Raw genomic sequence first — 22,067 nt, forward strand, 5'->3', positions numbered from 1 at the left:
TTCTCCTGGATGTTATTGGGATGTTGTTGCGATGTTATTTGTGAGGGGCTTGTTCGTCGTCGTTCGTCCTGTTCATGCCTTCCCAGCGGCGCACCAGGCCGTCATGGGGCAGGTCGAACAGGTCGAGCAGGCGCCCGACCGTATGGTTGACCAGGTCGTCGAGCGAATCCGGGCGCGTGTAAAAGGCCGGCACCGGCGGGAAGATGATGCCGCCCATTTCGGTCACCGCCGTCATGTTGCGCAGGTGGGCCAGGTTCAGCGGCGTTTCGCGCGCCACCAGCACCAGGCGGCGCCGCTCTTTCAGCATCACGTCGGCGGCGCGTGCGACCAGGTTGTCGGCCAGGCCGTGGGCGATGCTGGCCAGGGTCTTCATCGAGCAGGGCGCGACCACCATGCCGGCCGAGCGGAAGGAGCCGCTGGCGATCGTCGCGCCGATGTCCTTGACGTTGTGGACCACGTCGGCCAGCGCCTCGATGTCGCGGCGTCCCATGTCGAGTTCCTGCTGGGCCGTCATCACGCCCGAGCTGGAGATCACCAGGTGCGATTCGCAGGCATTCGAGGCGCGCAGGGCTTCGAGCAGGCGCACGCCGTAGATGGCGCCGCTGGCGCCGGTGATGGCGACGACCAGGCGCGGCTTGTTCATGTGCGCACCGTGGCTTGCTGCCAGTCGATCGCCGCGCCGCGTACCACTTCCTGGTCGAGGTCGACTTCAAGCTCGCCGGGAATGCGCACCTTGGTGAAGACATGGCCGGGGTAGGCCACCGGCTTGGTCGCGTCCAGGCCCATCTTGGCGCTGATGCCCTGCAGGTGGGGCGGCTGCACCGCGTCGCCATGGCCGACGGTGGTGGACGGATCGAGCACCGAGCCCTGGGCGCCGGAAATGACGATCAGGTCGCGGTCGGCCTGGAAGCGGGTGGCCACCGCCCACTCGACCTGCTGCGGATCGTGCACGTCGACGTCCTCGTCCACCACGATCACCTGCTTGATGTCGTAGTGGGCGCCGAAGGCGCCGAGGATCACGTTGCGCGGCTCGCCCTCGCGCTGCTTCCTGAATTTGACGAACAAGTGATACCGGCCGACGCCGCCGACCGACAGGTGCACGTCGAGCACCCCCGGGAAGCTGCGCTGCAGGTGGGCCAGCATGGTCGCTTCGCGCGGGATCGAGCCGAGCAGCAGGTGCTCCATCTCGGCCGGCACGATGGTGTGGTATATCGGGTTGCTGCGGTGGGTGACCGCTTCCACCACGATCACCTCGCGGTTCTCCTGGGCGCTGTAGTACTTCGGGAATTCGCCGAAGGGGCCCTCGGGCTCGCGCACTTTCGGCAGCAGCTTGCCCTCGATGACGATCTCGGCGTTCGCCGGCACCCGCACCTCGCTGGTCAGGCATTTCGTCACCGGCAGCGGCGCGCCGTGCAGGGCGCCCGCGATTTCCAGCTCGTCGTAGTCGATCGGCGTGATCGCCTGCGAGGCCAGCAGGGTCAGCGGGTCGGCGCCGATCACCACCGCCACGTCGAGCGGCTGGTCCTGGGCTTCGGCCGCCTTGTAGAAGGCAAGCAGGTGGCGCGGCAGCATCAGGATCGCCATGCGGTCCTTGCCGTGCACCTGGATGCGGTTGATCGAGACGTTCTGCACGCCGGTGACCGGATTGCGGGCGATGACCAGGCCGGCCGTGATGTAGGGGCCGTTATCGTGCTCGCTATGGGTCGGGATCGGCAGCAGGGCGTGCAGGTCGATGTCGGTGCGCACGACTTCCTGGCAGGGCGCGCTGCCGGGCTCGACCTCGCGCCAGGGCAGGGGATGGTCGGCGGCTTGGCGGAAGGCCGCCAGCAGGCCGGACTGCTCCACGCCCATGGCCTCGGCAATCCAGGCGCGGCGCGACACGAAGCCGGACACCACGGGAATCGCGTGGCCGCCGGGCTTCGGGAACCAGGCGGCCTGGCTGCCGTCGAGGCGCTTGGCGATCGCGGCCAGGTGGTGCTCGAGCGGCACACCCTCGCGGATCACGGCCAGGCGGCCGCTCGCTTCGAGGTGGGCCAGCCACTGGCGCAGGTCCTGCGCCTTGCCGTTCGGAGTGGCGTCGGTCTTCATTGGATGCTTCCCTCTTTCTGGTTGCCCGCGTTTTGCTGCGGGCTTTGCTGACCCTCGCCGGCCGCCGGCAGGACCTCGTATTCGCCGGCCACCAGCTTGCGGCGCAGGATCTTGCCGACCGGGGACTTCGGGATTTCGCGCACGAACACGTATTCGCGCGGGCGCTTGAAGTTCAGCAGGTCCGAGTGCTGGCAGTATTCGTTCAGCGCATCCGGGCTGACCTCGCCGCGCGTCTTCACGAAGGCGACCACCTTCTGGCCCCAGCGCTCGTCGCGCAGGCCGGCCACCGCGACCTCGTCGACCGAGGGGTGCAGCGACAGCACCGACTCGATGTCGACCGGCGAGATGTTCTCGCCGCCGCTGATGATCATGTCGTCCATGCGGCCGGTGACGAACAGGTCGCCGTCCTGGTCGATGTAGCCGGTGTCGCCGGTGAAGTACCAGCCGCCGCGGATCGATTTCGCATTGGCGTCGGGCCGGTTCCAGTAGCCCTCGAAGGCTTCGTCGCCCTGCAGGTCGCAGATGATCTGGCCTTCCTCGCCCGGCGCGACCCGGCCTTCCGGCCCTTCGGCCGAGAGCGGCACCACGCGCACGCGGGTATTGATGCCGGCGCGGCCGGCGCTGCCGGCCTTGCGGGTGGCGTCCTGGTCGATCGCGAAGGTGTACACCTCGGACGAGCCGTAGTGGTTCACGAACAGCTCGGGCCTGAAGGTGTCGCTCAGGCGCTTGAGCAGGCCGTCCTGCATCGGCGCGCCGGCGAAGCCCAGCTTGGTCACCGAGGAGATGTCGACCGTCTTGCCGGCGGCGAGCGCCTTTTCGCGCCAGGCCAGCATGTCATGGTAGAGCGTCGGCACGAGATACAGGTTGGTCACGCGCTCCTGCTCGATGTAGCGGAAGGCGGCGGCGCAGTCGAACTTCGGCACGCAGACGAACAGGCCGTCGATCAGGGCCATCGCCAGCAGCGAGCGCACCCCCATCGTGTGATACAGCGGCATCACGCCCAGGGTGCGTTCGCCGCGCCGGTACAGGTTCTGGGCGACGTGGCCGAGGGCCGCCGCGCGTTCGGTGCGGTGGCGGCGCGGCACGCCCTTCGGCTTGCCGGTGGTGCCCGAGGTGTAGAGCATCAGCGAGATGTCTTCGCTGCCGGCCTGCAGGATGGGGCTGGCGGGCGCCTCCCTGGCCAGTTCCTCGAAGCCCAGCGTGCCGCCGGCGGCGGCGCCGACGGCGATGCGCGGCAGGGCCTGGGCGGCCGGGCTGGCGGCCACCGCGTCCGCGCTGACCGCCTCGAACACCACGGCTTTCGCCTGCGCGTCGGCCGCGCAGTACTCGACTTCCTCGGGCTTGGCGCGCCAGTTCAGCGGGGTGGCGATCACGCCCAGGAACTGGCAGGCCCAGTGCAGGGTTGCCATCTCGATCCGGTTCTGCAGGACGATCAGCAGGTGGTCGCCGCGTCCCAGGCCCAGCGCGGCCAGGCCGGCCGCGGTGCGCTGGATGCGCTCGTACCACTCGGTATAGGTCAGGCGCTGCTCGCCGTCGACCACCGCCGGCGCATGCGGGCTGCGCTCGACGCTTTGCAGGAATGTGCGTCCAAGGTCCAGCACGATGTTCTCCTCCTTTTGATTTCGAATATGTTCTGTTATGCGTTCACCAGGCGCGCCTGCTCGGCCGGCCCGACCTCGGCATGGCCGGCGGTGTCGGGCGCCATCCCGGCTCCACGCGGGACGCCGCGGCGCTCGGCCGCCGTCTCCAGCACGGCCTTGACGATGTTGGTGTAGCCGGTGCAGCGGCACAGGTGGCCCGACAGCATCTCGCGCACCTCGGCTTCGGTCGGATCCGGATTGCGACGCAGGTAGTCGGTGCAGGACATCAGGATGCCGGCGGTGCAGAAGCCGCACTGCAGCGCGTGGTTGCGGCGGAAGGCCTGCTGCAGGTCGGACAGCTCGTCCTGGCCCCGGTTCAGGCCCTCGACAGTGTCGACCTTGCAGCCTTCGGCCTGGACCGCCAGCGTCATGCACGAGCGGCCGGCCACGCCGTCGATGTTCACGGTGCAGGCGCCGCAGACGCCGTGCTCGCAGCCGACGTGGGTGCCGGTCGCGCCCAGTTCATGGCGCAGGAAATCCGAGAGCAGGGTGCGCGATTCGCACGTGCCGCTGCGGCGCTGGCCGTTCAGGACCAGCTCGATGCGCAGGAGGCCGTCTTTTCGGTAGGTCTTCATGGGTTTGCCTTATGCGTTTGCCTTGTGAATCGCGGCGCGGCCGAGATGGCGCACCAGCTGCCGCCTGAAGCTGGCCGAGGCGTGGTGGTCGTCCTTCGCTCCCAGCTCCCAGGCGAAATCGTTGATCGCGGCGTCCAGGTCGGCGCCGCCGATGCGTCCCCAGCTGCGCACCCGCGGCCGGTCCGAAACCCCGCCCACGGCCAGGCGGATGCTGTCCGGGCCGACCACGGCCGCCACCGCGCAGATCGCGAAGTCGCCGTGGCGCCCCGCGAACTCGTCGAAGGCGTAGCGCAGGCCCTGCCGGGCCAGCGGGTAGCGCACTTCCTCGACCAGCTCGTCGGCGGCGCGCGCCGTCATCAGCATGCCCTGGAAAAAATCCTCGGCCGCGACCACGCGCCGGCCGCGGCGGCTGCGCAGCACCACCTCGCCGCCCAGGGCCAGCAGGGCCAGCGGCAGCTCGGCGCTCGGGTCGGCGTGGGCGACCGAGCCGCATACGGTGCCGCGGTTGCGGATCTGGAAGTGCGAGATGTGCGGAAAGGCCTGGGCCAGGAGCGGCACTTCCTGCGCCAGGGACGGGCGCCATTCGACGCTGCCCTGTGTGGCGGCGGCGCCGATCGCCAGGTGGCTGTCGGTCGTGCGGATGTAGTTCAGGTCCGGCACGCGCGAGATGTCGATCAGGACGCTGGGCTGGGCCAGGCGCAGGTTCAGCACCGCCATCAGCGACTGGCCGCCGGCCAGGATGCGCGCGTCTTCTCCAGCATCGGCCAGCAGGGCGACGGCTTCGTCGGCACTGTCGGGACGGGCATAGTCGAATGCTTGCGGTTTCATCGTTTCACTCCAAACAGGGCCAGCAGGCGTTGCCACAGGCCGGGTTTCGGAACAGGCAGGTCTGCGGCCACTGTCGTGGCACCGGCTGCGCCCTTGCCGCCGGCCTCCTTCCCGAGCTGCTCGAACAGCTGGTTCAGCACGATCTTCGCCGCGCCCTCCAGCATGCGGCTGCCGACCGCGGCAACCTTGCCCGACACCTGCGCGGCATAGTCGTAGCGCAGCAGGGTGCCGCCGCCTTGCGCTTCGAGCGTGACCAGGCCGCTGCCGCTGGCGCTGCCCACCGAGGACAGGCCCGAGCCCGCGAGGCGCAGGCTGCGCGGCGGATCGAGTTCGGACAAGGCGACTTCGGCCGAGTAGCGCGCCTTGATCATGCCCACGCCCACGGTGACGTCGGCGCGGTAGCGGTTTTCGCCTGCCGGCTCCAGGGCATTGCAGCCGGGGATGACCTTGGCCAGGGCCTGCGGGTCGAGCAGCACCCGGAACACGGCGTCCGGTGCGGCGTCGAGCACGACCTCGCCGCGCGCGGCCAGCGATTTACCGCCCTTGGCCGGCCTGCTTGCCGCACTCTGCGCGGCGTGGGCGCCCGGCGCCGAGTCGGCCGCCAGCGGCGCATGGTCCGGCGCGGCCGGCGCGACCTTCGCGTTCTTCGAGGGCGGCGGTTCCTCGCCTCCGATCAGTGCCATCACCTTCGAGGGCGTCATCGGCAGCACGATGTCGGCCACGCCGAGGGCATCGGCGATGGCGTTGCCGATGCAGGCCGGGGTGCTCATGTTGTTGCCTTCGCCCAGGCCCTTGGCGCCCAGCGGCGTGAAGGGAGAAGGCGTTTCCAGGTGGATGATCTGGGGTTCCGGCACCTCGCAGGTGGTCGGCATCAGGTAGTCGGCGAAGGTGCCGGACTGGAAGCTGCCGTCCTCGCCATAGCGGAACTCTTCCATCAGCGCCGCGCCCAGGCCCTGGGCAAAGGCGCCGCGGATCTGGCCGTCGGCCAGGGCCGGGTTCAGGATCTTGCCGGCGTCGTGCGTCGTGATGTAGCGGTCGATGGTGACGCGGCCGGTGTGGCGGTCGACCTCGACGCCGCAGGCGTCGAACGCGAAGCCGTACGCGGCCGAGGTGTTCACGCGGTCCTGCTCGTCGGGTGCGCCCAGTTCCGGCGCGGTCCAGAAGGCGGTCTCGCGCAGGCCCGCTTCCACGCCGGCCGGCAACAGGGCCGGCGCCCAGTGCGGGCTGGCGGCCATGCGCAGGAAGGGTAGCGACCTGCCCGGGTCGCCCTGCACATGCACCTTGCCGTCGGCGAACACGACCTCGCCTGCGGTCACGCCCAGCTGCGGGGCGGCGATCGCGGCCAGCTTGTCGCGCAGCTTGACGGCGGCCAGGTGGACGGCGCCGGCCACGGCGCCGGCGAAGCGGCTCGAGTAATTGCCGGCGGCGACGGACCAGGCGTCCTTTTGCGTATCGAATTCGACGTTCACCGCGACGCCATCGGGCACGATGCCGAACACGTCGGCCACGACCTGGGCGCACACGGTGCGGTGGCCCTGGCCGGCCGGCGCCGAGGCGATCGTGACGTTGACGCCGCCGAGCGGGTCGATGGCCACGCTGGCCGAGGCGATGGCGCCGTTCTTCGGGCCGGCCTTGGCGCGCGCCTCCTTCGGCAGCACGGTGGTGATGTAGCCCATGTTCGAGATCGAGGGCTCGACGATGGCGGCGAAGCCGATGCCGTACAGGCGCCCTTCGGCGCGGGCGCGCTCGCGCTTTGCGTACAGCTCGGCCAGGCGGCCTTCGCTTTCCAGCAGTTCCAGCGCGCGCTGGTAGTTGCCGGAGTCGATCAGGGCGCCGGCCGCCGCATGGTAGGGGAAGGCGTCGGCCGGGATGAAGTTGCGGCGGTAGAGTTCGAGCTGGTCGATCTGCAGTTCGACCGAAATACGCTGCATCAGGCGCTCGAGCGCGAAGTAGACCTGGGGCCCGCCGAAGCCGCGCACCAGGCCGGCCGGTGTCTTGTTGGTCAGGACCACGCGGTTGCGCACCGACAGGTTCGGGATCGCATAGGCGCCGGTCAGGCAGCCGTGCATGCGGTAGAAGGTGGCCGGCTCGGGCGCGCGCAGGTAGCCGCCGCAATCGTCGAACTGGTCGTAGTCCAGGGCCGTGATGCGGCCGTCGGCGTCCAGCGCCGCGCGGATGGTCGAAAGGCGGTTGGTGGCCGAGGTCAGGCCGGACAGGTGCTCGAGGCGGTCCTCGACCCACTTGACCGGCGCGCCGGCCTTGCGCGAGGCCAGGCACATCAGCACCGCGTACTGGAACACCGCGTGCTTGACGCCGAAGCTGCCGCCGGAATCGCGGAAGGTGCGGTGGCGCAGCTTGTGGCCGGGCACGCGCAGGGCCAGGGCCATCACGGTATGCAGCGAAAACGGCCCCATGAAGTTCGAGGCGACGTCGTAGCCCTCCTCTTCCGACAGCCAGTCGGCCACGACCACCGCACCTTCGATCGGGGTGCAGGAATTGCGCGGGTAGCGCACCGTGAGCGCGACCGTATACGCCGCGTTGGCGAACGCCGTCTCCGGGTCGCCGTAGCGGAAGCTGCGGTCGCTGACCACGTTGCTGCCCACCCCTTCGTGCAGCACCGGCGCGTCCGGCAGGATCGCTTCGTCGATGGTGGTCACAGGGTCGAGCTGGGTATAGTCGACCATGACCAGGTCGGCCGCATCCTCGGCCAGGTAGCGGTTCTCGGCGACCACCACCGCCACCGGTTCGCCGACGTAGCGCACGCGGTCCACGGCCAGCGCCCACATCTCCATCGGCGCCTTGACGCCGACCACGAAGGGTTTCGACCAGGCCGCGATGTCGCGGCCGGTGAGCACCGCACGCACGCCGGGGGCGGCCTCGGCGCGGGCGGTGTCGATCGCGTTCACCACGGCGTGGGCATGGGGCGAACGCACCACGACCGCCTGCAGGGTACCCGGCTTGACGCCGACGTCGTCCCCGTACTGGCCGCGGCCGACGAGCAGCGAGACGTCTTCGATGCGCTGCATCGGACGGCCCAGGAAAGGCTGCTGCTGCGTCTCCTCGGCGCGGTGATGAATCTTCATTTCCATGCTCTCAAGCCTCCCTGCGGTGATGCCTTGTTTGCTCGATTTCAGTATAGGGATGGCAAAGCATCACGACAAATAATGTTTAATGAACTTATCCATCAGAAATCGTGATGAATAGGGCGGCAGTTCCCCGCCCGCATCGGCCAGGCTTACTGCCCGGCCTGCCTGGCCTGTCGCTTCGCGCGCTGCCTGCTCAGATCGTCCGTGCCGGCTTGGCCCGGCGTGCCGATGCCGAGCGCGCGCTTTTCTTCCTCGCCCATGCCGGCGTGGCCGCTGCCGTGGAACAGGGTGCGCCACAGGCCTTTCCTGAGGTCGCTGGTGCCGAACAGGGCGTCGCAGATCGGGAAGGTGAGGTTGAAATTGCGGGTCGCCATCAGTTCCGGATGGTGGTGGATCACGTGCATGCGCCGCACCGTGTTCACCAGCGGCAGGCGGTCGAGGAAGGGGCTGTCGACCACGTGCGAAGCCGTGTGCAGGGCCTCGTACATCAGGAAGTAGGCGGCCATGGTCAGCATCGCGATGTAGCCGGCATTCGCCGACCAGAGCCAGCCCACCAGCAGCGCCGGCGGCAGCGCCGCCAGCACGAACATCACCGGGGCGAAGGGCGGGAAAAGCAGGGCCCGCCATTCGCGCTGGCCCTGGTATTCCAGTGTCACGTGGGTGAAGAACTGGTGGTGCACCGCGCAGTGCCGCTTGTAGACGGCATTGAAGTACTTGCTCGGGCGGTGCAGCAGGTAGCGGTGGGCCGCCCATTCGGCCCAGTTCCCGAACAGGAAGATCGGCAGGACGATCATCCATTCCTGCCAGCGCGCATTCTCGATCTGCATTGCGCACCAGGCGATCACGCCGCCGGTGAACAGCAGGGTGAAGCCGAGGTGCATCTCGCCCCGGTACCAGGATGGCGTCGCGGCGACGTAGTCCTGGCGGAAGCGGTGCGAGCGTTCATGGATCTTCTGGTCTTTCGCATGCATGGCTGTCTCCTCCATGTTGATTCTGTCGATACGTGCGACGCTCAGTGCTGCTCGGCCGGCTCGTCCAGCTTGCCGATGGTCTCGGGCACGATCAGGGCGCCGATCAGGAAGATCACGCTGATCCCGGTCAGGAACAGGGCCAGCGACATCGGCACGTCGGTCGGCATCGGCGAGGCGAGCGAGACGAAGGTCGGCAGCACGCCGCCGATGGCAAAGCCGATGTTCCAGGACAGCCCGGTGCCGGTGGCGCGGATCGTGGTCGGGAAGCGCTCGTTCAGGAAGATCAGGATGGGCGCGTAGCCCATGCTGCCGAGCATGCTGAAGACGATCACGAAAAAGCCCAGGGTCACGGCGTCGGTCACGCCCGGCATCAGCAGGGCGATCGCCGGCAGCAGGATCAGGCGCAGCACGCCGACCCAGACGAAAGTCTTCTTGCGGCCGATGAAGGTACTCAGGTGGCCGGTGGCGATCGAGGCCACGATCACGCCGATACTGGCCAGCATCAGGATGAAGCCCGCGGTTTCGGCCGGGGTGCCGTTGACCACCTTCAGGTAGGTCGGCAGGAAGCCGGAAGTGAGGTAGTAGCCGGCGCCGCCGCCGATGGTCAGCAGCAGGTTGACCAGCAGGATGTTACGGTACTGGCCGGTGAACAGGGTGCGGATCGGATTGGCCATCGGGGCCGCGGCCGCCTTGCTGCGCGCCTTGGCTTCCTGCAGCTTCTTGAACATCGGCGACTCTTCGAGCTTGCCGAAGATGGTGATGCCCAGTACGGCGCTGATGATGCCGGTGAAGAACATGCAGCGCCAGCCCCATTCCTCGAACTGCTCGCCCGGGAACGCGGCCGACAGCGCGTAATAGGCGATCGAGGCGAACAGGGCGCCCAGGCCGGCGCCGCCGCCGCCGATCAGGCCCGAAACGGCGCCGCGCCAGCGCGGCGCCACCGACTCGGTGCCGATGGTGTGGGTCGCCGCCACCACGCCGCCCACGAACACGCCCTGGATCAGGCGCAGGATGATGAAGAGAATCGGCGCGGCGATGCCGATGGTGGCGACCGTCGGCAAGAGGCCAAAGGCGGCCGTGGAAACGCCCACGCCGATCATCGACGCGATCATGGCGCGCTTGCGGCCCTTGCGGTCGGCGTAGGAGCCGAACAGGGCCGAGCCGAGCGGGCGCATCAGCAGGGTGACGCCGAAGGAGGCGTACACGGCCGCCAGCGACAGCATCGCGTGTTCGGACGGGAAGAAGAGCTTGCCGATGATCGGCGCCACGAACAGCAGGATGAAGAGGTCGTACAGGTCGAGCGACCAGCCGATACACGAGGCGACGACCGCCCTGAGTGTATGGCGGTTGTTTTCCCGCTCTGCGATGAGGGTTTGGTTGGTGAGCACAGCCATTTTTCGTCTCCTGGGTATGTGTGACATCCGGCGCCAGCCGGCGCCGTGGATTTGCTGCTGGATTGTGGTTCTGCGGTGCTGCGGCGACGGGGGTGTCAGCCGGGCTCGACCAGGACGGGCTGGCCGCGCGGGTGGGGCGTTCGTCGTCGCGCGAGGATGGCGTCGGCGATCTTCTCGGCCATCATGATCGTGGGGATGTTGGTGTTCGCCGAAGGCAGGCGCGGCATCAGCGAGGCGTCGACCACGCGCAGGTTCCGCACCCCGTGCACGCGTCCCTCGAAGTCGGTGACGGCGTCGCGCTCGCTCGCGGGCCCCATGCGGCAGGTGCCGCTGGCATGCCAGACGCCGAACACGCTGCGCCGGATGAAGTCGTGCAGCGCGGCCTCGTCGGCCAGCAGGGCGCTCATGCGCTGGCCGCCGGTGACGAAGCGCTCGATGATCCAGCGCCGCAGCGGCGCCGGCACGTCCAGCGCGGCGCCCAGCACCCGGGTCAGCAGGGCATTGGCGGGCGTGTGGCGGCTGAGCGCCTTGACGCGTTTCGAGAACGCGGCCGGGAAGAAGTCGCCGGCGTGGCGGTGCAGTTCGCTGTTCCGGACCACCTCGGCCAGGCGGCGCACGCCGATCGCCATGCGCTGCAGGTCGCGCTCGTCCGACAGCAGGTTGAGTTCGACTTCGGGCGGCGCCAGCGGATCGTTCGACGCGATGCGCACCTGGCCGCGCGAATACGGCCGGTTACACCAGAGGAAGAACAGGCCGAGGCGGTTGCCGAGCGCATGCCAGGCGGCGCGGGTCGCGCTCGACAGGTACATGTCGGACGCGTCGCAGCCCTCCAGGTTCGAGGAAAAGCGGGCGGCCGCCATGCTGGCGCGGCGGCGCGCCAGCGGCATGCGAAATTCCGGCGCGAGGAAGTGGCAGAAGGTCAGGGCCGGGTGGTCCTGCAGGTTGCGCCCGACGCCCGGCAGGTCGGCGGCCACGGGGATGCCGAGCCGGCCCAGCGCCTCGGCGTCGCCAATGCCGGCATGCAGCAGCAGGGCCGGCGACTGCAGGGCGCCGGCCGAAACGATCACCTCGCCGGCGTCGAAGCGTACCCGGGTCCCGGCGGCGTCGATTGCGGTGACGCCTTGCGCGGCGCCGCCCGCCAGGTGGATGCGCTCGACGCGCATGCCCGCCAGGATGCGCAGGTTGGGCCGGGCGCGGGTGGCGGTGTCGAGATAGCCGACCGCGGTCGAGACGCGGCGGTCGTCGATGTTCGAGAAGGCGGCCGGGAACAGGCCGTCGCCGAAATCGCCGTTCTGGTCCGGCAGGTAAGGGAGGCCGGTGCGCTTCAGGCCATCGGCGAAGACGTGGCAGAAGCGCGGCCAGTCCTGCGGCCCGATGCGGCGGATCGGCACCGGCCCGCTGCCCCCGTGCAGGGGCGAGTTGCCGTAGTCGAGGTCGCGTTCGAGCTTGCGGAAGTAAGGCAGCACCTCGTTCCAGCTCCAGCCGGCGGCGCCCTCCGCGGCCCAGCCGTCGTAGTCGCGCGGCAGGCCTCGGTTCGCGGCCTGGACGTTGATGCTCGAGCCGCCGCCCATGACCCGGCCCTGCTCGTACACCTTCAGCGGGGAGCTCGCGGTGGCTTTCGCCTGCAGCGCCGGCCAGATGTAGCGTTCGCCGCAGAACAGCGGCATCGGGTAGCTGTCGAGGATCTCGGCCGGCACCGCGCCGGGCGGCGTGTCGGCGCCGGCTTCGATCAGAGCGACCCGCAGGTCCGGATTGCTCGAGAGCCGGTTGGCCAGCACGCAGCCTGCCGAGCCTCCGCCCACGATGAGGTAATCGAATCGTTCCTGCGCCGTCTCCACGTGCGTCTCCTTCCATGTCTGGTGCAGGGACGGCGCCTTCAGGCCGCCATGCCACTGCTTATATGACAGAAGGGTAACGCGGAACGATCATCTATTCTAATAATGTTTGTTTATGCGTAATATCACTTTATCTGATGGAGGCCCGGGGCGAAGCGAGGGCGCCGGGCCGTTCAAGCGTGCTCGACAATAAAGCGGCCGGCCTCGGCAATGATGCGTTCGGCGGCCTCGCGGTAGGGCGAATGCCCGCAGCCGGGCAGGATCAACAGCTGCGTCTGTGGCGCCAGGCGCGCGATGCCGCGCACCTGCTCGAGCGTGCCGTATTCGTCGTCCTCGCCCTGGATCGCCAGCAGCGGCACGCGGATGCGGGCGACTTCCTCGCGGATATCCCAGGCGCCAAACGCCGGGTCCAGCCAGGCATCGTTCCAGCCCCGGAAGGCCGAGTCGACGTCCAGGTGGTAGCGCGCCAGCCGTTCGCGCAAGGGACCTTCCAGCCAGGCGCTGCGCGCCTGGCGGATCGCGGCCAGGCCGACTTCCTCGACCATGATGTGCGGCGCCATGACCACGATCCCGCTCAGGGCGTCACTGTGGCGCGCCCCGTGCAGCAGCGCGATCGAGGCGCCGTCGCTGTGCCCGAACAGCCAGGGGCGTTCGATGCCGAGTTCGGCCAGCAGGGCCGGCAGCACTTCCCAGGCCTGCTGGTGCATGAAGTCGAAGGGCAGGGGCTCGTCCAGTGGACGCGGCGTGGAGCGGCCGTAGCCGTAGCGCGAGAACACCAGGCCGCGCAGGCCGTTGGCACGGCAGAAGCGTTCGGGAAAATCCTTCCACAGCGCCACCGATCCCAAGCCTTCGTGCAGGAAGACGACGGTCGGGTAGCGCGAGTCGGGCAGGCCGACCCAGGCAATCTCATGGCGCAGGATACGGCCGCGCCAGGCGATGTCGGCGAAGTCAGGATTGGGGGCGGACGAAGTCATCGGCATGGGCAGTGAGAGCAAATGGTGCGGGCGCAGCGGCGGCAGACCCCTGCGCGCCAGGTGCGGGGCATTCTAGCATGCCATGTCGCGCAATCCGGGCTTCGGATACCTTGCGCAATTCAGATACCGACCGGTATAATTCGCGCCCCTTCAAGTTTTGGTCCCCCATGAGCTCTCCCACCTGCCTGCGCCTCGGCGTATCCGCTATCCTGTTTGCGCTGAGCGCCTGCACGGTCGGTCCCGACTTCCGCCGTCCCGCCACGCCGGCCGTCCAGGCCTCGTTCGCCTCCGCCGACACTGCGCAGCCGAGCAAATTGGTCGAAGGCGCGCTCGATCCCTCCTGGTGGAAGCTGTTCAAGGATCCGGTCCTGGTCGACCTCGAGCGCGAAGCGATCGCCGCCAACCTCGACCTGCAGGCCGCCGCGGCACGTGTCGCGCAAAGCCGCGCCGCGCTGCAGGTCAGCGGCGCCAGCCTGCTGCCGAGCGTGAGCGCCGGCGCCTCCACCACGCGCCAGCGCGCCAGCGGGAAAGGCACGAATGCGCTGGCCGGCAAGACCGCGTCCTCGCCCTTCAGCCTGTCGCAGGCCGGCTTCGACGCCAGCTGGGAGCTCGACCTCTGGGGCCGCGCGCGCCGCCTGCAGGAGGCCAGCGCCGCCCAGGTCGAGGCCGCGCACTACGACGCGGCGGCAATGCGGGTGTCGATGACGGCCGAGGTCGCGCGCGTCTACCTGGAACTGCGCGGCGCGCAGAACGACCTGCGCGTGGCCCGCTCGAATGCCGAGATCGCGGCCAAGAGCCTGCACGTGGCCGAGCGCCGCCGCGCCCAGGGCGTGGCCACCGAATTCGACACCTCGGTCTCGAAGGCCCAGTTGGCCAGCTTCGAAGCGGCCATTCCCGAGCTGGAAGGGCGCCGCGATGCGCTCATGAATGCGTTGGCCCTGCTGCTGGCGAAACCGCCGCGCGCGCTCGACGCCCAATTGGCTTCGGCTGCCGAACTGCCCGGCCTGCCGGCAGAAGTCCCGGTGGGCCTGCCTTCGGAACTGGCGCATCGCCGTCCCGACATCCTGCGCGCCGAAGCCCGGCTGCATGCGGCGACGGCGGCGATCGGCGCCGCCAAAGCCGATTTCTACCCGAGCATCAGCCTCGGCGGCAGCGCCGGCTTCCAGGCGCTGTCCTTTTCGCAGCTGGGCGATTGGGGCGCACGCCAGTTCGCCCTCGGCCCGGTGCTGCACCTGCCGATTTTCGAGGGCGGGCGCCTGGCCGGCAACCTGGCGCTGACCGAGGCGCGCCAGCAGGAAGCGGCGATCGGCTTCCAGAAGACCGTGCTGGCCGCCTGGCATGAAGTCGACGACGCCTTGTCGGGCTACCGCCGGGTCCAGCAGCGTGCCGAGCGCCTGGACGTCGCCGTGCTGGAAAACCGCAAGGCGCTGGTCCACGCCGAGCGCCGCTACGCGCAGGGCGCCGCCGACTATCTCACCGTGCTGGTGACCCAGCAGCGCCTGCTCGACAGCGAGAACGCCGCCTCGCGCGGCCGCACCGAGACGGCGCTGGCGATGGTCGCCCTGTACAAGGCCCTGGGCGGCGGCTGGGAACCGACGGGAGCCGGGCAATAATGGCGGCGCACGGTTTGTCCGCAGCCGCTGCGACCCCGGCCGGCACGCCGTCGCCTGCCGCATCAGTGGCCGCGGTGGCCCCGGTGGCCCCGCCTGCGGCCCACCCGTTCGGACTGCGCCTGCTCACCGGCGTCTTCGGCGTTTTCGTTGCCGCCATGATGTCGGGCCTGAACAGCCGCATCGGCGGCCTGGCCCTGGCCGACATCCGCACCGCCTTCGGCATGGGCGTCGACGACGGCAGCTGGATCAACAGCCTGTACGCGGCCTTCGAGCTGGCGGCGATGCCGTTCTCGGCCTGGTTTGCCGTGACCTTCTCGTTCCGCCGCTACCACCTGGCGGTGGTGGCCGGCTTCGCATTGTTCGGCATCCTGACGCCGCTGGCGCCGAACGTGACCGTGCTGCTGGCGCTGCGCTGCCTGCAGGGCTTGTTCGGCGGCCTGCTCATCCCGGTGCTGATGGCCGCGGCGCTGCGCTTCTTCCCGCTGCCGCTGCGCCTGTACGGCCTGGCGCTGTACGCGATGACCGCGACCTTCGCGCCGAACGTGGCGACCTGGCTGTCCGCCACCTGGACCGATTCGCTGCACATGTGGCAGCTGCTGTTCTGGCAGACCGTGCCGCTGGCGCTGTTTTCCATGTGGGCGGTGGCCTGGGGCATTCCGCAGGACCCGGTGCGCCTCGAGCGCTTCAGGCAGATCGATTGGCCGGGCCTGGCGGCGGGACTGGCCGGCCTGGTCATGCTCGGCATCGGCCTGACCCAGGGCGAACGCCTGGACTGGTTCAACAGCACCCTGGTGTGCTGGCTGTTCGGCGCCGGAGGAGGGCTGCTGGCCATCTTCCTGGTCTGCGAATGGTTCCACCCCATGCCCTTCATTAAGCTGCAGCTGCTGAACCGGCGCAACCTGGGCCTGGGCTTCACGGTCTTCGTCGGGCTGCTCGTGGTGCTGCTGTCGAGTTCGCTCCTGCCGGCGAACTACCTGGGCCACGCCTGGCATTTCCGCACGCCGCAACTGGCGGTGATCGGGCTGGAAGTCGGCCTGCCGCAGTTCCTGCTCGGGCCGGCGGTGTCGTGGCTGCTCTATAAGAAGTGGGTCGACGCGCGCTACGTGTTCGCGTCCGGCCTGGTGCTGATCGCGCTGGCCTGCCTGGCCGGCTCGCGCATCACGCCGAACTGGATGGCCGACCAGTTCGTGCTGGCCCAGGCGCTGCAGGCCTTCGGCCAGCCGATGGCGGTGATCTCGCTGCTGTTCCTGGCCACCAGCGTGGTGCAGCCGATGGAAGGGCCGCAGGTCTCGGGCATCGTCAATGCCCTGCGCGTGCTCGGCACCCTGGTCGGCAGCGCCGTGGTCGGGCGCCTGCTGGCCGTGCGCGAAGCCATGCACGCCAACGTGCTGCTGGACGGGGCCGCGAACGGACCGCGCCTGGCCGGGGCGCTGCCGCCCGAGGCGCTGGCCGGCGTGGCGCACCGCGTTTCGCACCAGGCTTTCGTGCTCTCGATCGCCGACAGCTACCTCGTGCTCGGCGTGCTGGCGCTGCTGCTGGTGCCGCTGGTGCTCTCGCTTCATTACATCGTGCCGCCGGCCCTGCCTCCAAAGAACAACTGAAAACCATACCGACATCATCAAGGAAAACCATGTCGCTACCAAAAACCGCAAAAATCACCGTTGCCGTGTTGCTCGCCGCCGTGCTGGTCGGCAGCGCCTATTCGTACAGCTACGGTGGGGGCCATGGCCCGCGCCAGAGCACCGACGACGCCTACATCGCGGCCGACTACACCCTGGTCGCGCCGAAGGTGGCCGGCAACGTGGCCGAAGTGCTGGTCGAGGACCACCAGGCGGTGAAGAAGGGCCAGCTGCTGGCGAAGATCGACGACCGCGATTACATTGTGGCGGTGGACATGGCGAAGGCCGACCTGGCCCAGGCCGAGGCCGACCTGGCGCGCCTGCGCGCAGCCATCGCCCAGCAGGGCAGCGCCATCGAGCGCGCCGCCGCCGCGATCGCCGCCGGCAACGCCACCCTGAAGTTCGCGCGCGCCAACGAAGCGCGCTACCGCGACCTGTCGTCCGACGGATCGGCCACCCTGCAGGACCGCCAGCAGGCCGAGTCGCAGGCCGAAGCGGCCGCCGCCCAGCACAAGGCCGACACCGCGGCATTGGCCAGCGCGCGCCAGCAGGTCGACATCCTGAAGGCCCAGGCGGCCCAGGGTGAAGCCCAGGTGGCGCGCAGCAGGGCCGCGCTCGAGGCGGCGCAACTGCATCTGTCGTACACAAAGATCCATGCGCCGATCGACGGCGTGGTCGGCCAGCGCACCGTGCGCGTGGGCGCCTATGCCCAGGTCGGCGCGGCCATGCTGGCCGTGGTGCCGCTGCAGTCGGCCTATGTGGAGGCAAACTTCCGCGAGACCCAGCTGGCGCGCATGCGCGTCGGCCAGGCGGTCGACATCGCGGTCGACATGCTGCCGGGGACGACCCTGCACGGCCATGTCGCGAGCCTGGCGCCGGCCAGCAGTGTTTCCTTTTCTCCAATTGCACCGGATAATGCGACCGGCAATTTCACGAAAGTGGTGCAGCGCCTGCCGGTGAAGATTCTCATCGATCCGGGCCAGGATGCCGCGCGCCTGCTGAAGGTGGGCATGTCCGTGACCCCGACCGTGATGCTGGAAGGCGGCGCATCCTGATCGCGCCTGCCGATTGACCTGCCGGCCCTGGCGCCGGCCTGAATGGAACAGAGGATGATGACCGAACACGACACCGCCACCAGGGACCAGCCCCTGCCCCGACGGCCCGCCCGCCTGACGCGCGAGCAGAGCCGGGCCCAGACCCGCGAGCGCCTGCTGGCCTCGGCGGCGGTCGTGTTCGCGCGCGAAGGCTACGCCGGCGCCTCGGTCGACCGCATCGCGGAAGAGGCGGGCTATTCCAAGGGCGCGCTGTATTCCAACTTCGCTTCGAAGGACGAGCTGTTCTTCGAGCTGTTCGACTACCATGCAGGCGGCCAGGCCGAGGAGTTGTGCCGGCGCCTGGATGCGGCTGCCGACGCCGACACGGCGATCGCCACCGTGTGCGAGTGGGCCAGCGGGCTGCGGCACGAGCCCGACCTGCGCCTCCTGGTGCTGGACCTGACGCGCCTGGCGCGCAACGACACCGCACTGTTCGAGCGTCATACGCGCCTGTTCGACGAGCAGTGGACGGCGGTCGGCGAGCGCCTGGCCAGGATCTTCCCGGAAGGGCGTTCGCCGGTGGCGCCGCTGGTGCTGGGCGCGCTAGTGATGGAGCTCACCTACGGCAATGCGATGCAGCTGCACGCCGAGCTCAGCGCGGGAGACCTAATCGGGGTGGCCCTGCGCGCGCTGCGCGACGCCCACCGCAAGGCGGCCGCACGATGATCCTGAAGACCGCACTGCTGTTCGTCGCGACCGCCATCGCCGAAATCGTCGGCTGCTTCCTTCCCTACCTGTGGCTGCGCAAGGGAGGCTCGGTCTGGCTGCTGCTGCCGGCCGCCGCCAGCCTGGCGCTGTTCGTGTGGCTCCTGACCCTGCATCCGGCCGCGAGCGGGCGCGTCTATGCGGCCTACGGCGGCGTGTATGTCGCCACCGCCCTGGCCTGGCTGCGCTTCGTCGACGGCGTCGAACTGTCGCCCCTGGACTGGATCGGCGCGGCGATCGCCCTGTGCGGCATGGCGATCATCGTCTCGGGCTGGAGCCGGCAGGGCTGAGGCCAGGTCCCGTTTCTTTCCTTCGCATCGCCAGCCTTCCCGGTCCTTCCGGCGCAGGCGCGCCATCCCGCTTCCTTCATGTCCGGTCGCCTCGCGTGCGTCCTTGGCCGGCACACGCTCGTCTTTTTCGCTAATGATTTTGAATTCTCATCTTTTAATGATACTGAATTCTCATTATAATTAGCCCAGCCGCTTCTCGCGCTCCCAACAAGAACTCAACGCCATCCGATAAAGGAACCGTCCGATGCACCACTTCGCCTGCAAACGCACGCCGCTCACCTTGTCCATCATGCTGGCCTTCGCGCCCCTGGCCGCGCACGCCCAGACCGACACTTCCCGCCTCCACGCCGATCCGGACAGCATCCCCACCGTCGTGATCTCGGCCAGCGCGCTGGGCGTGCTGAGCGACGACATGGTGACGCCCGTGACTTCCCTCGGCGGCGGCGAACTGGTGCGCGCCCGCGAATCCACGCTGGGCGAAACCCTGGGCAGCCAGCCCGGCATCACCTCCAGCCACTTCGGCGCCGGCGCCAGCCGCCCGGTGATCCGCGGCATGGACGGTCCGCGCGTGAAGATCCTGTCCGACGGCGCCGAGATCCAGGACGCCTCGACCATCAGCCCCGACCACGCGGTCGCCTTCGAGCCGGTCCTGGCCGAGCGCATCGAAGTGCTGCGCGGCCCCTCGGCTCTGGCTTATGGCGGCGGGGCGGTGGGCGGCGTGGTCAACATCCTGGACCGCAAGATCCCTACCGCGATGCCGGAAAAGCCGGTCGAAGGCTCGATGGAGCTGCGCGCCAACACGGTGGCGCGCGAAAAGACCGGCGCCTTCGAGCTGACCGGCGGATCGGGCAACGTGGCGGTCCACGCCGAGGGCGTCAAGCGCGACGCCGGCGCCTACCGCGTCGGCAGCGGCTGGGAGGGGAACGAGGGGGGCGGCCGCGTTCCCGGCAGCTTCAAGAAAACGGAAACCGGCAGCGTCGGCCTGTCCTGGATCGGCGAGCGCGGTTACATCGGCGTGGCCTACACCAGGGAAAGCACCGAATACGGCATTCCGGGCCACCACCACGAATTCGGTTCCTGCCACCCGCACGGCGACCACCTGCACTGCGGCGGCCACGAGGAAGAGGAAGGCCACGAGGGCCACGACCACGAGCACGAACACGAGGAAGGCGAAGTGCCGGTCGTGAAGCTCGACAGCGACCGCTGGGACATCCGCGGCGAATACCGCGAACCGCTCCCCGGTTTTGCCAGGCTGCGCGTGCGCGCCTCGACCACCGACTACCGCCACGACGAACTCGAGGACGGCATCGTCGCGACCAGCTTTTTCAATAAAGCGCACGACGGCCGCGTCGAGTTCGAGCACAAGCCGCTGGCCGGCTGGCGCGGCGTGGTCGGCGCCCAGGCCAGCCGCCGCGACTTCAGCACGGTCGGCGAGGAAGCCTATGTGCCGGCCACCGTCACGAAGAAGCACGGTGTGTTCGTCACCGAAGAATACAAGTGGCAAGACTGGCGCTTCGAGGCGGCCGCCCGCCACGAGTGGCAGGACATTGCGGTGGACAGCAACATTCAACGCGACACGGATGCACGGGCCACCTCGCTGGCGGCGGGCGCGGTCTGGAAGTTCAGCCCGCAGTATTCGCTGCGCGCCTCGCTCTCGCGCAGCCACCGCCTGCCGACCGCCGAGGAGCTGTATGCGGACGGCGTGCACCTGGCCACCAGCACCTACGAGATCGGCAACCAGGACCTGGGCAAAGAGACCTCGAACAACCTCGACCTCACGCTGCGCAAGTTCGCGGGCGCCACCACCTTCTCGCTGAGCGCTTTCCACAACCGCGTGAAGAACTACATCCACGCCAACACGCTGGATAAGCACGAAGGCTTCCAGCTGGTCGAATACGCCCAGCGCGACGCCGTCTTCACCGGCCTGGAAGGCGAGGTGCGGCGCCGGTTCTCGCCAGTCTTCAGCGCGACCGTCTTCGGCGACATGGTGCGCGCCCGCTTCGAGGATGGCGCCAACCGCAACATCCCGCGCATCCCGCCGCACCGCTTCGGCGCGAAGCTCAACGCCGACTGGCAGTCCTGGCACGGGATGGTGGAGCTGGTGCGCGTCGGCCGCCAGGACGACGTCGCCCGGTACGAGGGCGAGACCGGCGGCTACAACATGCTCAACATCGGCACCCACTACACGACCCGCATCGGCAACGTGCCGGCCCAGTTCTATGCGCGCGTGAACAACCTGACGGACGAGCTGGCCTTCAACCATACCTCCTTCATCAAGAACGCGGCGCCGCTGCCCGGCCGTAACCTGACGGCCGGCCTGCGCCTGGTGTTCTGATCGCACAGCAGCAGGGCGCCATTCACATTCTGGAGAATCCGATGAAAAACCTGATCAGGCTCGGCGACTATGCGGGCATCGCCGCTTCCATGCTCTGCCTCGTCCACTGCGTCGCGGCGCCGCTGCTGGTGCTGGCCTTCCCGGTGCTGGGCCTGGGCGGGCACGACCACGCCTTCCACGACATGCTGCTCGCAGCGGTGACGCTGCCGGTGCTGCTGGCCCTGCTGCCGGGCTACCTGGCGCACCGCGATCCGGTCGTGCTGCCGCTCGGGTTGCTGGGCCTGGCCTGCTTCCTGGCTGCGGTCTTCTTCGTCGGCCCGCGCTACGGCCAGGGCGCGGAAACGGCGCTGGCGATCGCGAGCAGCGTGCTGCTGGTGGGGGCGCACCTGCGCAATCATCGTGGATGCAAGCGCTGCGTGGCGGCCAAGGGCGACGGGCGGGCTGTGCACTGATCGTTGAACGCGTGGGCGGCAAAGCCGCCTATCGTGGCCCGGTCCACCCTACGGGTCTACGGGAGAAGTACACGAAAGGCGGGCAGCAGGACGTAGGGTGGACGGGTTCCCCGTCCACGCGTTCAAATCACGCCTGCATGGACGCGCCAATGGACCTTGTTCAACGGCACTGGCTGCACAAGCCGTACAAGGTCAGTTCGTGCGACTCGAGCACGAAGCCCTCGGGCGTGAGCTTCTTCATGTCGCCCGGGCAGGCGTGCACTTCATACACCTTGTCGCAGCCCCGGCAGTGGAAATGGTGGTGATGTTCGTGTCCGGCGACCTCGTAGCGGTCGCCTCCGCCCGGCAGCGACACGGTCGCAATGTCGCCGGACTCCAGCATGGCCTTGATGTTGCGGTAGATGGTGGCCATGCCGATCCCCGGCACCACGCCTTGCGCGTGTTCCAGTATTTCCTGCGGCGAGAGCGGGCGTCCGGCAGCGGCAATGCACTCCTGGATGGCCTTGCGCTGTCGTGTGTTTCGTTCCATTCGATCGATCCTTCGGCGGGCGGCATGAGCAAGGCGGTA

At 68.9% G+C, this 22,067-nt stretch carries 18 protein-coding genes; 7 read left to right on the top strand and 11 right to left on the bottom strand.

Annotated elements, in window-relative coordinates; translation table 11 throughout:
* Positions 1-34: 34 nt before the first annotated feature.
* The 10 genes from ACSUZJ_RS09925 to ACSUZJ_RS09970 form a co-directional block, all read right to left on the bottom strand.
* Positions 35-643: a UbiX family flavin prenyltransferase gene (locus ACSUZJ_RS09925; RefSeq protein ID WP_499415624.1), complete on the bottom strand. Its 609-nt coding sequence runs from the start codon at positions 641-643 to the stop codon at positions 35-37.
* Positions 640-2,088 carry a UbiD family decarboxylase gene (locus ACSUZJ_RS09930; protein ID WP_499415626.1) on the bottom strand — a complete coding sequence of 483 codons (1,449 nt, stop codon included), beginning with the start codon at positions 2,086-2,088 and terminating at the stop codon, positions 640-642. Before ACSUZJ_RS09930 ends, ACSUZJ_RS09925 begins: the two co-directional genes overlap by 4 nt.
* Positions 2,085-3,689, bottom strand: a complete 1,605-nt coding sequence (locus tag ACSUZJ_RS09935) for an AMP-binding protein (RefSeq protein ID WP_499415628.1) — start codon at positions 3,687-3,689, stop codon at positions 2,085-2,087. The genes ACSUZJ_RS09930 and ACSUZJ_RS09935 overlap by 4 nt, the downstream gene beginning before the upstream one ends.
* Before the next feature lie 35 nt (positions 3,690-3,724).
* Positions 3,725-4,303, bottom strand: a complete 579-nt coding sequence (locus ACSUZJ_RS09940) for a (2Fe-2S)-binding protein (protein WP_499415630.1) — start codon at positions 4,301-4,303, stop codon at positions 3,725-3,727.
* Between the two features lie 9 nt (positions 4,304-4,312).
* The gene (locus ACSUZJ_RS09945; protein ID WP_499415632.1) at positions 4,313-5,131 is read right to left on the bottom strand and encodes an FAD binding domain-containing protein; all 819 of its coding nucleotides are present in this window, start codon (positions 5,129-5,131) and stop codon (positions 4,313-4,315) included.
* Complete coding sequence (locus ACSUZJ_RS09950) at positions 5,128-8,214, bottom strand: xanthine dehydrogenase family protein molybdopterin-binding subunit (RefSeq protein ID WP_499415634.1); 3,087 nt, start codon at positions 8,212-8,214, stop codon at positions 5,128-5,130. The genes ACSUZJ_RS09945 and ACSUZJ_RS09950 overlap by 4 nt, the downstream gene beginning before the upstream one ends.
* Before the next feature lie 152 nt (positions 8,215-8,366).
* Positions 8,367-9,188, bottom strand: a complete 822-nt coding sequence (locus ACSUZJ_RS09955; RefSeq protein ID WP_499415636.1) for a sterol desaturase family protein — start codon at positions 9,186-9,188, stop codon at positions 8,367-8,369.
* A 41-nt stretch (positions 9,189-9,229) separates the two neighbouring features.
* Positions 9,230-10,582 (bottom strand): MFS transporter, encoded by a 1,353-nt coding sequence (locus ACSUZJ_RS09960; RefSeq protein WP_499415638.1) that lies wholly within the window; start codon positions 10,580-10,582, stop codon positions 9,230-9,232.
* A gap of 95 nt (positions 10,583-10,677) precedes the next feature.
* Complete coding sequence (locus ACSUZJ_RS09965) at positions 10,678-12,420, bottom strand: GMC family oxidoreductase (protein ID WP_499415640.1); 1,743 nt, start codon at positions 12,418-12,420, stop codon at positions 10,678-10,680.
* Positions 12,421-12,590: 170 nt separating this feature from the next.
* Positions 12,591-13,397 (bottom strand): alpha/beta fold hydrolase, encoded by an 807-nt coding sequence (locus ACSUZJ_RS09970; protein WP_499415642.1) that lies wholly within the window; start codon positions 13,395-13,397, stop codon positions 12,591-12,593.
* Positions 13,398-13,558: 161 nt separating this feature from the next.
* Here ACSUZJ_RS09970 and ACSUZJ_RS09975 point away from each other — a divergent pair, with 161 nt between their 5' ends.
* The 7 genes from ACSUZJ_RS09975 (at position 13,559) to ACSUZJ_RS10005 (ending at position 21,499) form a co-directional block, all read left to right on the top strand.
* Positions 13,559-15,004: an efflux transporter outer membrane subunit gene (locus tag ACSUZJ_RS09975; protein ID WP_499415644.1), complete on the top strand. Its 1,446-nt coding sequence runs from the start codon at positions 13,559-13,561 to the stop codon at positions 15,002-15,004.
* Between the two features lie 14 nt (positions 15,005-15,018).
* The gene (locus ACSUZJ_RS09980; RefSeq protein ID WP_499415646.1) at positions 15,019-16,605 is read left to right on the top strand and encodes an MFS transporter; all 1,587 of its coding nucleotides are present in this window, start codon (positions 15,019-15,021) and stop codon (positions 16,603-16,605) included.
* Positions 16,606-16,634: 29 nt separating this feature from the next.
* Complete coding sequence (locus ACSUZJ_RS09985; protein ID WP_499415648.1) at positions 16,635-17,678, top strand: HlyD family secretion protein; 1,044 nt, start codon at positions 16,635-16,637, stop codon at positions 17,676-17,678.
* 54 nt (positions 17,679-17,732) lie between these two features.
* The gene (locus ACSUZJ_RS09990; protein ID WP_499415650.1) at positions 17,733-18,383 is read left to right on the top strand and encodes a TetR/AcrR family transcriptional regulator; all 651 of its coding nucleotides are present in this window, start codon (positions 17,733-17,735) and stop codon (positions 18,381-18,383) included.
* The gene (locus ACSUZJ_RS09995; protein WP_499415652.1) at positions 18,380-18,712 is read left to right on the top strand and encodes a YnfA family protein; all 333 of its coding nucleotides are present in this window, start codon (positions 18,380-18,382) and stop codon (positions 18,710-18,712) included. The genes ACSUZJ_RS09990 and ACSUZJ_RS09995 overlap by 4 nt, the downstream gene beginning before the upstream one ends.
* A gap of 244 nt (positions 18,713-18,956) precedes the next feature.
* Positions 18,957-21,047 (top strand): TonB-dependent receptor domain-containing protein, encoded by a 2,091-nt coding sequence (locus ACSUZJ_RS10000; RefSeq protein WP_499415654.1) that lies wholly within the window; start codon positions 18,957-18,959, stop codon positions 21,045-21,047.
* Between the two features lie 41 nt (positions 21,048-21,088).
* Positions 21,089-21,499: a MerC domain-containing protein gene (locus tag ACSUZJ_RS10005; RefSeq protein WP_499415656.1), complete on the top strand. Its 411-nt coding sequence runs from the start codon at positions 21,089-21,091 to the stop codon at positions 21,497-21,499.
* A gap of 160 nt (positions 21,500-21,659) precedes the next feature.
* Here ACSUZJ_RS10005 and ACSUZJ_RS10010 read toward each other — a convergent pair whose 3' ends face one another.
* Entirely contained in the window at positions 21,660-22,028 is a 369-nt protein-coding gene (locus tag ACSUZJ_RS10010) for a Fur family transcriptional regulator (RefSeq protein ID WP_499415658.1), read from the bottom strand.
* Positions 22,029-22,067 lie beyond the last annotated feature (39 nt).

Origin of the sequence: Telluria sp. B2 (assembly GCF_051789535.1) — a bacterium.
GTDB lineage: Bacteria > Pseudomonadota > Gammaproteobacteria > Burkholderiales > Burkholderiaceae_D > Telluria.

Bases quoted from the DNA above. Each gene is read 5' to 3' on its own strand.
- ACSUZJ_RS09925 (WP_499415624.1), bottom strand. From the start codon at position 643: ATGAACAAGCCGCGCCTGGTCGTCGCCATCACCGGCGCCAGCGGCGCC.
- ACSUZJ_RS09930 (WP_499415626.1), bottom strand. From the start codon at position 2,088: ATGAAGACCGACGCCACTCCGAACGGCAAGGCGCAGGACCTGCGCCAG.
- ACSUZJ_RS09940 (WP_499415630.1), bottom strand. From the start codon at position 4,303: ATGAAGACCTACCGAAAAGACGGCCTCCTGCGCATCGAGCTGGTCCTG.
- ACSUZJ_RS09945 (WP_499415632.1), bottom strand. From the start codon at position 5,131: ATGAAACCGCAAGCATTCGACTATGCCCGTCCCGACAGTGCCGACGAA.
- ACSUZJ_RS09950 (WP_499415634.1), bottom strand. From the start codon at position 8,214: ATGAAGATTCATCACCGCGCCGAGGAGACGCAGCAGCAGCCTTTCCTG.
- ACSUZJ_RS09955 (WP_499415636.1), bottom strand. From the start codon at position 9,188: ATGCATGCGAAAGACCAGAAGATCCATGAACGCTCGCACCGCTTCCGC.
- ACSUZJ_RS09960 (WP_499415638.1), bottom strand. From the start codon at position 10,582: ATGGCTGTGCTCACCAACCAAACCCTCATCGCAGAGCGGGAAAACAAC.
- ACSUZJ_RS09970 (WP_499415642.1), bottom strand. From the start codon at position 13,397: ATGCCGATGACTTCGTCCGCCCCCAATCCTGACTTCGCCGACATCGCC.
- ACSUZJ_RS09975 (WP_499415644.1), top strand. From the start codon at position 13,559: ATGAGCTCTCCCACCTGCCTGCGCCTCGGCGTATCCGCTATCCTGTTT.
- ACSUZJ_RS09985 (WP_499415648.1), top strand. From the start codon at position 16,635: ATGTCGCTACCAAAAACCGCAAAAATCACCGTTGCCGTGTTGCTCGCC.
- ACSUZJ_RS09990 (WP_499415650.1), top strand. From the start codon at position 17,733: ATGATGACCGAACACGACACCGCCACCAGGGACCAGCCCCTGCCCCGA.
- ACSUZJ_RS09995 (WP_499415652.1), top strand. From the start codon at position 18,380: ATGATCCTGAAGACCGCACTGCTGTTCGTCGCGACCGCCATCGCCGAA.
- ACSUZJ_RS10000 (WP_499415654.1), top strand. From the start codon at position 18,957: ATGCACCACTTCGCCTGCAAACGCACGCCGCTCACCTTGTCCATCATG.
- ACSUZJ_RS10005 (WP_499415656.1), top strand. From the start codon at position 21,089: ATGAAAAACCTGATCAGGCTCGGCGACTATGCGGGCATCGCCGCTTCC.
- ACSUZJ_RS10010 (WP_499415658.1), bottom strand. From the start codon at position 22,028: ATGGAACGAAACACACGACAGCGCAAGGCCATCCAGGAGTGCATTGCC.